The 13,404-nt window shown below is 37.5% G+C and carries 14 protein-coding genes and 1 other RNA gene; 9 read left to right on the top strand and 6 right to left on the bottom strand.

The window, feature by feature from the left end; genetic code table 11:
* Nucleotides 1-32 precede the first annotated feature (32 nt).
* Both M3210_RS07445 and M3210_RS07440 read left to right on the top strand, forming a co-directional pair.
* Nucleotides 33-551: a hypothetical protein gene (locus M3210_RS07445; RefSeq protein WP_251512881.1), complete on the top strand. Its 519-nt coding sequence runs from the start codon at nucleotides 33-35 to the stop codon at nucleotides 549-551.
* Nucleotides 552-634: 83 nt separating this feature from the next.
* A complete protein-coding gene (locus tag M3210_RS07440; protein ID WP_251512880.1) occupies nucleotides 635-1,150 on the top strand; it encodes a type 1 glutamine amidotransferase domain-containing protein in 516 nt (171 codons plus the stop codon).
* Nucleotides 1,151-1,187: 37 nt separating this feature from the next.
* Here the strand turns inward: M3210_RS07440 and M3210_RS07435 are convergent, their stop codons facing one another.
* Complete coding sequence (locus tag M3210_RS07435; RefSeq protein ID WP_251512879.1) at nucleotides 1,188-1,718, bottom strand: cysteine hydrolase family protein; 531 nt, start codon at nucleotides 1,716-1,718, stop codon at nucleotides 1,188-1,190.
* Between the two features lie 123 nt (nucleotides 1,719-1,841).
* Here M3210_RS07435 and tadA point away from each other — a divergent pair, with 123 nt between their 5' ends.
* The 3 genes from tadA to M3210_RS07420 all read left to right on the top strand — a co-directional run bounded on the left by tadA (nucleotide 1,842) and on the right by M3210_RS07420 (nucleotide 3,602).
* The gene (tadA, locus tag M3210_RS07430; RefSeq protein ID WP_251512878.1) at nucleotides 1,842-2,303 is read left to right on the top strand and encodes a tRNA adenosine(34) deaminase TadA; all 462 of its coding nucleotides are present in this window, start codon (nucleotides 1,842-1,844) and stop codon (nucleotides 2,301-2,303) included.
* A gap of 79 nt (nucleotides 2,304-2,382) precedes the next feature.
* Nucleotides 2,383-2,648: signal recognition particle sRNA large type (gene ffs / locus M3210_RS07425), an RNA gene on the top strand.
* A gap of 144 nt (nucleotides 2,649-2,792) precedes the next feature.
* Nucleotides 2,793-3,602: an alpha/beta fold hydrolase gene (locus M3210_RS07420; protein ID WP_251512877.1), complete on the top strand. Its 810-nt coding sequence runs from the start codon at nucleotides 2,793-2,795 to the stop codon at nucleotides 3,600-3,602.
* 60 nt (nucleotides 3,603-3,662) lie between these two features.
* On the opposite strand, the gene M3210_RS07415 is transcribed toward M3210_RS07420, so the two are convergent.
* Nucleotides 3,663-4,412, bottom strand: coding sequence for a PdaC/SigV domain-containing protein (locus M3210_RS07415; protein WP_251512876.1), 750 nt, complete (start codon nucleotides 4,410-4,412; stop codon nucleotides 3,663-3,665).
* A gap of 161 nt (nucleotides 4,413-4,573) precedes the next feature.
* Here M3210_RS07415 and M3210_RS07410 point away from each other — a divergent pair, with 161 nt between their 5' ends.
* The 4 genes from M3210_RS07410 (at nucleotide 4,574) to M3210_RS07395 (ending at nucleotide 9,651) form a co-directional block, all read left to right on the top strand.
* Complete coding sequence (locus tag M3210_RS07410) at nucleotides 4,574-5,257, top strand: response regulator transcription factor (protein WP_251512875.1); 684 nt, start codon at nucleotides 4,574-4,576, stop codon at nucleotides 5,255-5,257.
* A 1-nt stretch (nucleotide 5,258) separates the two neighbouring features.
* Entirely contained in the window at nucleotides 5,259-6,263 is a 1,005-nt protein-coding gene (locus tag M3210_RS07405; protein ID WP_251512961.1) for a sensor histidine kinase, read from the top strand.
* Nucleotides 6,264-6,385: 122 nt separating this feature from the next.
* The gene (locus M3210_RS07400; RefSeq protein WP_251512874.1) at nucleotides 6,386-7,069 is read left to right on the top strand and encodes an ABC transporter ATP-binding protein; all 684 of its coding nucleotides are present in this window, start codon (nucleotides 6,386-6,388) and stop codon (nucleotides 7,067-7,069) included.
* The gene (locus tag M3210_RS07395) at nucleotides 7,066-9,651 is read left to right on the top strand and encodes an ABC transporter permease (protein ID WP_251512873.1); all 2,586 of its coding nucleotides are present in this window, start codon (nucleotides 7,066-7,068) and stop codon (nucleotides 9,649-9,651) included. The genes M3210_RS07400 and M3210_RS07395 overlap by 4 nt, the downstream gene beginning before the upstream one ends.
* Before the next feature lie 82 nt (nucleotides 9,652-9,733).
* Here M3210_RS07395 and M3210_RS07390 read toward each other — a convergent pair whose 3' ends face one another.
* From M3210_RS07390 to M3210_RS07370, 4 genes are all read right to left on the bottom strand, one after another.
* Nucleotides 9,734-10,744, bottom strand: a complete 1,011-nt coding sequence (locus tag M3210_RS07390; RefSeq protein ID WP_251512872.1) for a phosphotransferase family protein — start codon at nucleotides 10,742-10,744, stop codon at nucleotides 9,734-9,736.
* Between the two features lie 452 nt (nucleotides 10,745-11,196).
* Entirely contained in the window at nucleotides 11,197-11,535 is a 339-nt protein-coding gene (locus M3210_RS07380; protein ID WP_251512870.1) for a DnaJ family domain-containing protein, read from the bottom strand.
* A gap of 11 nt (nucleotides 11,536-11,546) precedes the next feature.
* On the bottom strand, nucleotides 11,547-12,782 hold the full coding sequence (locus M3210_RS07375) for an MFS transporter (protein ID WP_251512869.1): 1,236 nt from the start codon (nucleotides 12,780-12,782) through the stop codon (nucleotides 11,547-11,549).
* 217 nt (nucleotides 12,783-12,999) lie between these two features.
* Nucleotides 13,000-13,401 carry a hypothetical protein gene (locus M3210_RS07370; protein WP_251512868.1) on the bottom strand — a complete coding sequence of 134 codons (402 nt, stop codon included), beginning with the start codon at nucleotides 13,399-13,401 and terminating at the stop codon, nucleotides 13,000-13,002.
* Nucleotides 13,402-13,404 lie beyond the last annotated feature (3 nt).

Here is a 13,404-nt window from a genome sequence, read left to right as displayed (position 1 = left end):
AGAATATACTTCATGTGGAAAGGTGAAACATTGTGAATGAGAAGAACGACATCGAAGAAGCAGCAATGACGCATTATTACCCAGGCACCTCTATTCGTATGCAACCAGGGGATGTCCTTTATTCGCATAAGTATGCTTTATCCTCAATTTTAGTCGGCCATACTGGAATTGTCGGTACAAATTTCCGCATCTACCATGTTAACCGCTGGAAAAGGTTTGGTCACTCCGACAGTATGCCACTTTATCTTTCCCGTCACAAAAAGGGTGAAAAAATTACCGTTTTACGTCATTCCAATGAACGGGAAGCGAAGCAAGCGGCACAATGGGCTATGCAGCATTATGACCAAATCAGGCGGTATGTCTACGTCCCCGACCTTCGTAAACTGGAGGATAATTATTGCTCCAAGTTCACTTGGCAGTCCTTTTACTTTGGCACGAATGGAAGTGTAGATTTATTGCAGAGCAAAAAACGAAAATCCCTCACTGCTTTTGTCTTACCAGGCTCCATTTACCGTCGCCTCAAGAAGGTTGTACGGTTTGATAATAATTGATATCAAACAAAGTAGCTATGTTTTATTAACTATGAAATGGGAAAACTCTTTTATGTAATATCAATATAAAGGAGTTGGGAATTATGGGTAAGAAAATAGCTACTGTCATTACGAACCTATTTGAGGATTCAGAGTACACAGAGCCGGCAAAAGCATTTGAAGAAGCAGGTCATGAAATTGTAACTATTGGAAATCAAAAAGGTGATACCGTTATTGGTAAACAGGAAGAATCCAAAGTTCCAATTGACTATGGAATCGATGAAGTTGATCCCAATGAGTATGATGCTCTCTTTATCCCAGGTGGCTTCTCACCAGACCAGTTACGTGCGGATGATCGCTTTGTAGAATTTGCCAAGCACTTCATGGACGAGAAAAAGCCAGTCCTGGCGATATGTCATGGGCCACAGCTATTAATTACTGCAAAAACATTGGAAGGCCGCGATGCAACAGGTTATAAATCCATCAAAGTAGATATGGAATATGCCGGCGCAAAATATGCTGATAAAGAAGTAGTCGTTTGCCAAGACCAACTCGTAACAAGCCGTCAGCCAGACGATATTCCAGCCTTTACCCGTGAGTCGTTGAATATATTGAAATAAAAAAACACTCTCCTTGGATTACCAGGGAGAGTGTTTTCTATATGGGGTCAATATCTGCTTTCATTACGGAACGCATCAAGTATAGCGCATAATCATTATTTTCTTTTTCCTCAGAAGCCATACAGTTTTTAGGAATATACAAATCCATTTGGTACATATACGCATCTTTAGCGGTGAAAAGAATACAAATATCACCGGCAATACCCGCAATGATTAATGTGTTTCGATTGAGGTCAGTCAGTAATGATTGCAGCGGAGTCTGGAAAAAAGCAGAGTGCTGTGGTTTAATCAAGAAATAGTCACTATCATCTGGTTTCATGGACTCTATCAATTCTTTGCTGTTTTCATTGGTACAGTACTCAATTATTTTATTGAAATCTGCTTGCCATAATCCATAATGATCATTAACATAGATGACAGGTAAATCATTTTCTATGGCAAAGCTTTTTAATTTGATTAGATTAGGTAAAATTTCCATTGTATTACTTAGTAACTTCTCTCCTCCGACGAAGTTAAAATCATTAATCAAATCTACAAATAGAACTGCTGTATCATCCAAATTCCTCATAGCATCCTCTCCTTTGTGGTAAGATACCTAGTATATAGATAGATTGTTTAAGAATAATATGTTTCTAATTAATTATTTCCTAATCTCATTTTTTTCAAACTAATTATGAAATGTGTGTGTTAGATGACTGACGAAAAATTTATGCTAGAAGCAATCAAAGAAGCCAAGAAAGCACGAGAGATGGCAGAAGTACCAATCGGTGCAGTGATTGTGCATGAAGGCGAAATTATCGCAAGAGGTCATAACCTCCGTGAAACATCCCAAGAAACCCTATCTCATGCAGAACTCATCGCCATTGCAGAAGCCAATGAAAAAATTGGCAGCTGGCGTCTTGAAGATTGTACATTATATGTCACATTAGAGCCTTGTCCCATGTGTGCTGGCGCCATCGTTCAATCCCGGATAAAACGAGTCGTATATGGTGCACCGGACCCGAAGGCTGGATGTGCCGGCACATTATTCAATTTGTTGGAGGAGCCACGGTTTAATCATCAAACCGAACTTGAATCAGGTGTAATGCAGGATGAATGTGCCAGCTTATTAACTGATTTCTTTAAAGCACTTCGTAACAAGAAGAAAAAATGAAATGATTATCTAGCATTTTAAGTGCAGATGAATTATTTTCCATTGCAAAGCGACACAAAAACCGTTATAATGATAAATACCGTGCTAAGCGGGGAGGTAGCGGTGCCCTGTACTCGCAATCCGCTATAGCGAGGCCGAATTCCCAGCCAAGGTACGGCAACTGTATGGTCAGCCTTAGTGGATTGGTGTTGACGCCCGGGTCCTGCGCAACAGGAACCCACGAACCCTGTCAGGTCCGGAAGGAAGCAGCAGTAAGTGGTCATTCTTGTGTGCCGTAGGGAAGCCTAGGCCGAGCCATGAAGCTAAGAAGCGCATATGGTCGTCGTATCGACGTTGGGTGCACGGTTACATAGCTTATGATCAACGACTCTGAACATCATGTATGGTGATGTTTAGAGTCGTTTTTTATTTTTCTTATATAAAGTTTTAAACAGATATGCTAGTATGTAATTAACTAAATTATCTAACTAAATAAAGGGAGGGTTTATTTTGGCTGGAAAATATATCGAGGTCGACCCTGGAATTGAGCTTTTTTTTGAAGATACTGGGAAAGGTGACCCCATCGTTTTCATACCTGGTTTTACTTTTACAACAGAATCTTTCGAGAAACAAGTCTCCTATTTTTCAAAAACGAATCGAGTGATTGTTATTGATCCAAGAAGCCATGGAAAGTCCACAAAAACTATTCATGGCAATGATTATGTTACTCACGGTACAGATCTGGCTAAAGTACTAAAGGAATTGGATGTTCAAGATGTAAATCTTGTCGGCTGGTCTTTCGGATGTTTAACTGCCTGGGAATATTTTAAACAAAATGGTACAGAACGATTGAAATCGATGGTATTAATTGATATGCCGCCAAAATCACTTTCTGTTCATGTAGATGACTGGGTGGAAGGCGCACTCGATGATATTGCTGGCATCTATAATAATTCCCTCCGTTCACCACAAGGACAGCGTGAATTTATTACTGCTTATATTACTGGTGTAATGATTCAGAGAGAATTAAGTGAGGATGAACTAACCATTTTAGTAGAGCAGTCAATGAATACTCCATATTATATTGCTGGAAATCTTTTCGCATCAGGTATGTTCTCTGATTATAGAGAAGCAGCAAAACAAGCAAGTGAACAGCTTCCTACCTTGACTGTTGTAGCCGAGCATTGGGCAGAGACAGCTGCCCGATTTACAAAAGAGCTATCTCCAAAAACACAATTGGAAGTGTTAGGTGGACATATGATGTTTTGGGAGCATCATGAGAAGTTTAATCAGATTTTAGAAGATTTTATCAAAAATTAAAAAGTGCCATTTCCGCTTCAGGTGGGAATGGCATCTTTCACTTGAAGTGCTGAATGATCGTTAATTCTCTATTTCGTGTAGAGGAATTTCTAATTCTACGTGGTCCCCTGCTACATGTGGAACCGGTAAACTGATGCCTAGTGAATCTTCAGTTACATAGATAAAAATACCATGTTTCCTGTCTTCACTATCAGCAAGTGCTTCCATCAATACCTGATCATTTTCATACGAGCTGAACGCCATTTCTTTTACTTGATCCACGTATTTATCTTCTAAATCTCCAATATAAGTTGCGTTTTTTAGTTTCTGGATAAATGCTTCATCTATATTCTCAACGAAGTCGGGTAAAAATAATAATTCTCCAGTATGGAGGTCAATATTCGTTGTAAAGAAGCGGTTGAACGGATGAGCAGATGGAGTGATGTTATTGTAACTCTTATATGCGATACTTAAAATATTTTCATTGAACATCTTTATTTCATAATCACCATCCGCTTCATAATGTTGATCCGGTTCTAATTGCATGATGGTTTCCAAATAAGGCTTTATTGCTTCTTTTTTGACTAACTGATTGATATCGTCTTCCTTTTCTTTATCAGAAATTCCCGTAATTTGGGGATACTCTATTACTACATTTTTATCCTCATACTTTTCAGGTATTATTTCATATTTCTCTTTCGTACCATTCTCTATAATAGGTGAACTATTTATCCACATGTTATTAACTTCAGCAGTTTCTGTCGCCCCCACTTTTCCACATGTGAATAAAGCGAAAGAAACAGTAACTAACAGAAACACTTTTGTTGTCAAAACAACACGCCCTTTTTAAGCTATCATCATAACATTATTATGGACTGCTTGCTGTATTTTTATGATGATGACTCTACATAGCAAATATTCATCGTCTATATTTTGACGACGATATATTCTTCCAGTAACATAAAAAGAAAAACGAATGTAAGGTGAGTCGGATGAAGATCCTATTGGTGGAAGACGATCGAACGATTGCATCGGGATTGGAGTATTCCTTAAAACAAGAGGGTTATGAGACAGTAGTTTGTTACAATGCCTCTAAAGCGAGGAATACAATTAAGCAACAGATGAAAGAAATTGATTTATACATCTTTGACTTGAACTTGCCAGATGGAAGTGGCTATGACTTATGTAAGTTAGTGAAGGAACAAGAAGATAAACCTGTCATCTTTTTAACGGCTTATGATGATGAAGTCAATGTAGTCATGGGGTTGGATATGGGAGCTGATGATTATATCACCAAACCTTTCCGTATCCGTGAACTTATCTCTAGAATCAAATCTGTACATCGTCGCTATCATCGCAGTGCTCCACAAAAAAATATAATTGAACTTAAAAATATAAAAGTTAATATTACGGAAGGCAAAGTGTATAAAAACAACAAGGAAATCTTGTTGACAGCTCTAGAATATCGGCTTTTCCTTATTTTTGCCAATCATATTGGACAAGTGCTTACACGGGCGCAGCTTTTAGATCGGATTTGGGATGTTGGCGGGGATTTTGTAAATGACAATACACTAACTGTCTATATCAAAAGGTTAAGGGAAAAGTTAGAGGATGACCCACAGAATCCAACGCTGATTCAAACGATTCGCGGAATGGGCTACAAGGTTGGTGAATGAGTTGCTGAGAAATCGGGAAATTAAAATTCTGCTTACTGTACTTCTTTTGATTAGTGTATTATTCACTATTTCTACGATGCTGTTTATTTCCTATGCTGCAGCAGGTATGATTCTTGGTTTGGCCACTTTACTGATCATCTGTATGATGGTCTTCACTAAATGGCGTTACCGGGAAATAGAAAAGCTATCCCATTATTTACAAAGAATAGGCAGTGGTGATTATCATCTCGATGTACGGGATAACTATGAAGGAGAATTGAGCATATTAAAGAGTCAAATCTATAAAGTAACGAAAATGCTTGCAGAGCATGGAACCGTTTTGCGTGAAGATAAAGCAAAACTAACGGATGCCATATCAGATATCTCTCACCAACTAAAGACTCCTCTCACTTCCATGACAGTCATGGTGGAATTATTAAGTGATAAAGGACTGGGAGATGACCAGCGGGAAAAATTCACAAGGAATCTGCAAGTACAGTTGAAACGCATGGAATGGCTAGTATCCTCTTTGTTAAAGCTATCTAAGATTGATGCAGGTACCATCGCCTTCAAGCAGGAAAATCATTATGTTGATTTGCTAGTTCAAACCGCAGTCGAGCCGCTGCACATTCCAATGGATATTAAAATGCAACAATTATCCATTCGAGGAGAAGACCAGGCAACTTTTACAGGTGACTTCAACTGGACGGTGGAGGCGCTTGTCAATATCCTGAAAAATTGTGTAGAGCATACTCCTGAAGGCGGCAAGATTAGCATTCATTTTTTGGAGAATCCGTTATACACTGAAATTCAGATTTCGGATAATGGATCAGGTATTCCTAGGGAAGACCTTCCATACATTTTTAAACGATTTTATAAAGGAAAAAATGCCAGCGATGAAAGTGTAGGAATCGGACTTGCTATGGCACATAGCATCATTACGAGCCAGAATGGTGATTTGGAAGTTAAAAGTAATCCTGACGAGGGAACGACTTTTCATATAAAATTTTACAAGCAGGTGATTTGATCGATTCATCATCTGTTTCTTTTTTTCTTTCAAAGTGAATAAATTGTCACTTAAGAGTCACTTTAAAGTCATACCGACGAAGTATACTGACCTCATGAAGTTAATCAATGGAGGTTATTTTTATGAATATATTAGAAGTAAAGAATCTGTCCAAGGTGTATGGCGAAGGTGAAACAGCAGTAAGAGCGCTTGATGATGTTTCCTTTACAGTTAAAAAGGGAGAATTTGTCTGTATTATCGGTCCTTCCGGTTCAGGGAAATCCACGTTGCTCCATTTACTCGGTGGAGTGGACCAACCGACAAGTGGCAAGGTATTCATTGACCGAACGGATATATATGACCTGAACGAAACACAGCTGGCAATTTTCCGAAGAAGACAAATTGGTTTAATCTATCAGTTTTATAATCTGATTCCGATTTTGACAGTGGAAGAAAATATGCAGTTGCCAATGCTTTTGGATGAACAGCGAGTGGATACCAAACAGTTTAATAACATTGTTGACATCCTCGGATTAGAAAAACGGCTCTCCCATTTGCCGAATCAGCTCTCAGGTGGACAGCAGCAACGTGTATCGATTGGCCGAGCTTTGATTAGTAACCCCGCATTAATGCTGGCTGATGAACCAACAGGGAATTTGGACAGCAAAAATAGCGAGGATATTATGGAATTGCTGAAAATGTTTAATAAAACATATAATCAAACACTCATTGTCATTACCCATGATGAACGCATTGCCTTGCAAGCGGACCGTATCATCTCGATTGAAGATGGAAAGATTGCTAAAGACGAGGTGATCCGTCCGTGAACATCGTCAATAAAGTCACGATTAGACATTTAAAGGAGAATAAACGCAGGACCTTGGTGACCATTATTGGAGTAATCATCTCTGTAGCAATGATTACTGCCGTCGCAACCCTTGGTGTTTCTTTCCTGGATTTAATGATTAGACAACATATTACGAGTAATGGGGAGTGGCATGTTCAATATAGTGATGTCACTCCAGATCAAATCGAGGCAATCGAGCAACATAGTGAAACTAAGAAATTAGTTATTTCAAGTGATGGATATGCTTTTTTTGAAGAGACGAACAACGACAATAAACCATATATTTATATACAAAGCTATAATGGCCCAGGGATGCAACAATTCCCTGTGGAGATTATAGATGGAAGACTACCGTATAAACCTAATGAAATAGTCGTTTCTGAAGAGATGTTAAGTCAGTCAAAGGTAGATTATAAAATAGGTGATGAACTTCATCTTGAAATTGGTGAACGTGTGGATTTAGAAGGGATGAAGCTTAAACAACATCACTTCCTTGAGCGTGATGGAGAAACTCTCCATGAAGAATTACGTAACCAAGAATCTAAAGAAATGGTGATTGTTGGGGTAATGAAACGTCCAACCTGGGAAGTTCCGTGGGCACCAGGTTATACGGTGCTTGGCTATGTCGATGAAAAGTTATGGAGTGAAACAAGCTCCATCGATGCGTATGTAGTTGTAGAAGACGTCAATAGTTCTATCTATGAAAACGCAAAAAGTCTGGCAAAGGAACAGGGAATCGAAACGGTTAATTTTAACTCTGATCTGCTTCGTTACTATGGAGTTACGGCTAATGATAATCTACGCCAAACGTTATACTCATTGGCCGGTATAATTATGACAGTCATCATTATTGGATCTGTCGCTCTCATTTATAATGCATTTGCCATTAGTGTATCTGAACGCTCTAGACATTTAGGGATGTTGTCGAGTGTCGGAGCTACAAAGAAGCAGAAAAGAAACTCTGTCTTTTTTGAAGGGACGATAATTGGGGCAATTAGTATACCGATTGGAATTATAGCAGGCCTTGGGGGAATTGGTGTCACCTTTATTTTTATCAATACATTTATTCAAAATGCACTAGGAATTTCTGAAAAGCTGGAGTTGGTAGTCACCCCTGCTTCTATATTGGTCGCATGTGCTATTTCTATTTTGACGATCTTCATTTCCACATATATACCTGCACAAAGGGCGTCAAAGATTTCAGCGATAGATGCCATCCGTCAAACCCAAGACATCAAATTGTCGGGGAGAACTGTGAAGACTTCAAAAATTGTAAGAAAAATATTTGGGTTGGAAGCTGAAATTGGATTAAAGAATGTGAAGCGCAATAAGAAGAGATATTTAGCGACTGTATTTTCATTAGTCATCAGTATTGTTCTATTTTTATCCGTTTCATACTTTACGGATGGGTTGAAAAAATCGTTGGAGATGTCTCAAGATAACATTCAGTTCGATATTCAGCTATACGGTGACACGTTGGAAAAAAATGAGTTGAAAAGCTTTGCATCAATGGACCATGTCACAGAATCATTTCTAGTCTCTGAGGTATTACTTGATGCGTTCATCGATAAGGATGAATTACCAACTGAATTGAAAATGCAAATAGAAGAATATGACATGACTTTGGAAGATGGGAAATATCCTTATTATGTCACCTTATATAGTTTGGACGATGAAAATTTCCAAGCTTATGCGGAGGAAGTCGGAGTAGATACTGAAAAATTTACTGACCCGTCTCAACTGACTGCCATCGTCATTGAACAAATTTCCTATGAAGGTGGAACAAAAGGTAAAATTATTGAAACAAAGTCGATTGAGTCGGAAGTAGGAAATAAAATTGATGTATATTTACCGTCTTATAGTGAAATCGAGTCAGAGCAAAACGAGCCGGAATTTCTTACTAGTGTAGAAATCGGTGCCCTTACTGACCTGGTTCCGGTGGGTGTTAATACTGTCATGCTTGGGGGGATTAATCTTATTATCCCTGAGTCATCACTGAAGCAGCTTTCCATATCTGACGAGAGAGTGAGCACCTATCTATATATGAATAGCTCGGATCCTTTAGCAACACAAGCAGCAATTGAAGAAAGAAACGAACCTAATGTTCATGTGTATAACGTCTATCAAAGCCGTCAGCGTGAAGAACAAATGATTTTGCTCTTGTCTATATTCACTTATGGATTTATTACGTTGATTTCGCTTATCTCCATTGCTAATATCTTTAATACCATTACAACAAGTATTTCTTTAAGGACTAGAGAGTTTGCCATGCTTCGATCTGTTGGTATGACACCAAAAGGATTTAATAAAATGATCCGTTATGAAAGTATGTTTTATGGAATGAAAGCATTAGGCTATGGATTGCCTATCAGCATGTTGATCATGTACGGCATTCATCGTTCCACGAATTATACATTCGAATATGCATTTCGTCTCCCGTGGATGAGTATCGGCTTTGTGATTATCGCCATTTTCTTGATTGTAGGATCTGCGATGCTCTACTCCATTGCGAAAATAAAAAAGGAAAATATTATCGAAGGATTAAAACAAGAGAATATATAAAGAAAATGCGATTAACCTGAAGTTAATCGCATTTCTTTAATAATACGGTCTGGATAGCCTTTCGAGAATGTTGGAACGGATGTTATCTGAATAGGTCTTCCATCGCTTGCGTATACTCTCCAGCCCAATGATAAAAAGGAAGCTCATCATACCAAGTGACTGTCTTCGTTGCTTTAGCATTACCCCAATCCAAAACTTTTTGATGAAGCATATGCACCTTCAACCGTGTTATGCTATCCACTTTATTAGTCAGCTTATCAAAATACGCATCAACTAAATGTTTTGCTACAACTTTTTCATTGTTATCAAGATAATACGTCAGCATTTTGACCAAGTCGGAAACTGGATCTCCAAAAAAGGAATTGGTAAAGTCAAAAACACCGCTGATGCTCCAGCTGCTTTCTTTCTGTTGAACGAGGAAATTACCCGGCTTAAAATCCCCCATTACAAACGTTGGAGAGGTAATACGTTGGAAAGCTTCCTTGGAATCTTCCAACAGATTTTTTGTCCATTGTAAATCATCGTGAGTGACTTTAGAATATTTCCTCGCATCCTCTAACCAAAATAGAATTCTATCAAAGAGCCATTGATAATAACCCGTTTTAAACGGTGTGATTTTTAATGTATGGGTGTCAAGTTCACCGAAGTCTTCCACTTTCCATTGATGAAAAGCGAATAATGCATCGGCAATGGATTGGGCAATACTGCATTTATCTTTGGTATTCATGGTATGTTGCAACGTAGAATCAGTTAAATGTTTCCCTTTTAGTAGTGGCATCAAAGCATACTTCCATCCAAAAATATCCGTAGAATCATCAATAAGATAAGGAATTGGGACGGGTACTTCGGTTCTCTGTCGTAGTTGTTCGATAAAGTATTTTTCTTCTTCTAATTGTCCTTTATATAGCGGATTCCCCTTAAATACAAACTCTCCTTTAGTGGAAATGATGAACATAGTTTGTCCCATTGCTCCTTGTTCCGTTTTCTTTGCACTTAACAGCGTACCTAATTTAAACTTGACGAGCGTTGCTTGCAGCTGTTCATTTCGAATGTTACCTAGTTTATTTGAACCAAAGATTATTTTTGTTGTCATATATGTCTCCTAATTAGTTTTATAATAGAAAACAAGTTTTTATCCAAAATTCCTATCTAGAAATAAAAGTAGAAAACTGCCTGCACAGAGATAAATGGCGATTTGGGTGACAATATAAATAGAAAGTTCACTACTCGTCAGTTTCCTTTCTTTCTTCATTTTCTTAAACTGTCTGTAGTAATAGAAGGAACAAAGGATTAGTATTGCTGCTGATATTTGAAAGATGTTTTCCAATAAACTAACCAAAGTGTCATTCCCTTCAATAAATATCATGTCTACTCCAATGTAATCCTTCTATTTCCTAATCCATATGTTCAACAAAACAGTGTCATTTTCCTTCTTGATTCTTCCCGCTTTAAAGAACGGTGTATTTTTCTCAGGACAACCTGAAGCCTACAAAGTAAGATGTATTCTAGCTTTTGTAGACTTCTTATAATAAATTCAAGTACAATCTACCAGATATTTTTAGCCGCATCTAATTCATCTAGGCTGATTAAGTTTTTCTGCATGGAAGGCGGACATGATTTATTATATTTATTGATTTTTTTATTGATTGCTTTTACATGCTTTTCTGTTTCACAACTATGGACTAATTGAGAGATTTCTTTTTGCAACTCTAACCAAGGAGGCAAATACCCTGCATCCTTTGCTATCTTTTGAAAGTGTTGAAACGTGTCCATCTTCAAATAATCTTTCGAAAGAGGTTTTCCTTTTCCTTCGTAGTTAAAATTATCTTTTTCCCCTGAAGCTTCTAGTATTTCCCCAATTAAATCATTGTACTTCTTTTCCATATTGATTCCTCCTAGCTTTCTCTCACACTGATTTCCAGCTGATTTTCATCCTGGAAGAAGTTCCTTTTCTCAGGTTTCCATATATAAAATGAAAAAATAAAGGACGCGAGCAGCATGGAAAGTGCGAGGGTGACAATAGTACTTCGCATTGAAATAATATCCGCTACAACCCCTATTCCTAAAACAGCAAAGACTTGAATGCCGCTCTGGATGAGATCATATATGCTCGTTACTCTACCCATCATTTCCACCGGGACGTTATTTTGATAAAATGTCATCATTCCAGCATTCAAAAACACGTTAAAGAATCCCAAAATGACAAAACCAACAACAATAGAAGTAAAAGACCATGAAAAGGCATAAATGATATAGCCGGCCGTCATCATGATTAATCCAATAGAAATCATGAATCGAAGCGGGATTTTATTAGAAAAAACCGATAATAGGAAAGCGCCTGTGACCGAACCGATGCCGGTTATACTTACAAGTAGACTATAATCAAATTCAGAGAGACCAATCACCTGTTGGGTAAAAACAACTTCCTGTGCATCCATTGCAAATGAAAAGACGATGATCACAACAAAGCTGAGATACACATAAGCTACATATTTATTATTTGCCATAAATTTCTGAACAACCGTAAAGTCACGTATTATCTGATTCAGAGTTAAAGTAGGAATGCTTCCTTTATCTATATATTCTTTTTCAGGAAGAAATGATAATAAAACTGCTGATATCAAAAAGAATATTGAATTTATCCATAAAGTCACTTCGATTGATGTGATTAATAGCAGAGAACCACCAACTGCAGGACCTACAATGAAAGCCCCTGAGCTCGTAAATGATCGAATGGAATTAAAACGCTTTCTTTTATCTTTTGGAATAAGGATAGTAATATATGTAATAGAAGAAGGATTAAAAAATGCCTTAGCCCCACTTAAAATTACTAATATTCCGTAAATAACTACCGTATTCGGTGCGAACGGAATAAGGAAAATAAAAAGAGCTCGGATTAAATAGGTAACCATCATTACTTTACGTTTGCTTCGATAGTCGATAAAGCTTCCAGTCCAAAGTTTCATAACGATGTTCGTGATAGGTCCTATAATCCAAAGACCTGCGACAGCGGCTGCTGAACCTGTAAGCTGATACACCATAATATTGATTGCCACTAGATAGATAAAGTCACCGATACTTGAAAATCCAATCGAGGATAATAAAATTGCTGGGTCTTTCCAGTTATTCATGCTCCTAATTGTGCTCTACCTCCATTGGTGTTTTGTAATAAGTTATTATTGAAGTGTGATTTTGTACTCTTTCATAAGACTAATTATTTCCAGGGCAATATATTTTTTATAAATTAGTCTAGTATAATAACCCCTGCTCCAATTGCCATCCAAAGTTCCAAAGGAAATCTACCCTCATTCACTTCAAAACGATATGTTTTATAATCTACTATTTTTTTCAAAAATGAAGATACTCGGTCTGCTTGGATGCCAAGTTCCCTACCCTATATGAAATAGAAAAGGAATGATCGGCAAGCTTAAAGGATACTTTAAACACTTCATCATCTATATTGATGTGGTATTCCTTAAATATAGATTTTTTCTTATGTACAGGAACTTGATTAATGTTAGCGATAGGATGCCCTTCTACATTTTCTAGTATGAAGCTAAATCTTGTAAGACTTAACTTTTTCACTTTTCCTTTGTAAATAAGATGAGTTCCTTGAAAAAAATTAAATATGGGCTGGAACTTAAACTCTGGCTGGATGGTTAAAACATTAGAACCTTCTTCATTTTTAATGTGTTGTTTCATAACGCCGAAGCTTGGATAAGTGTAAGAAAATACTTTTCTTTTACTCACTTC

This window comes from Oceanobacillus luteolus (genome assembly GCF_023715655.1).
Classification (GTDB): Bacteria; Bacillota; Bacilli; order Bacillales; family Amphibacillaceae; genus Oceanobacillus; species Oceanobacillus luteolus.
This window is presented reverse-complemented; position numbering and strand designations above follow the sequence as displayed.

Coding starts and splice junctions, on each gene's coding strand:
- M3210_RS07440 (WP_251512880.1), top strand. CDS start 635: ATGGGTAAGAAAATAGCTACTGTCATTACGAACCTATTTGAGGATTCA.
- M3210_RS07435 (WP_251512879.1), bottom strand. CDS start 1,718: ATGAGGAATTTGGATGATACAGCAGTTCTATTTGTAGATTTGATTAAT.
- tadA (WP_251512878.1), top strand. CDS start 1,842: ATGACTGACGAAAAATTTATGCTAGAAGCAATCAAAGAAGCCAAGAAA.
- M3210_RS07410 (WP_251512875.1), top strand. CDS start 4,574: ATGAAGATCCTATTGGTGGAAGACGATCGAACGATTGCATCGGGATTG.
- M3210_RS07400 (WP_251512874.1), top strand. CDS start 6,386: ATGAATATATTAGAAGTAAAGAATCTGTCCAAGGTGTATGGCGAAGGT.
- M3210_RS07390 (WP_251512872.1), bottom strand. CDS start 10,744: ATGACAACAAAAATAATCTTTGGTTCAAATAAACTAGGTAACATTCGA.
- M3210_RS07380 (WP_251512870.1), bottom strand. CDS start 11,535: ATGGAAAAGAAGTACAATGATTTAATTGGGGAAATACTAGAAGCTTCA.
- M3210_RS07375 (WP_251512869.1), bottom strand. CDS start 12,782: ATGAATAACTGGAAAGACCCAGCAATTTTATTATCCTCGATTGGATTT.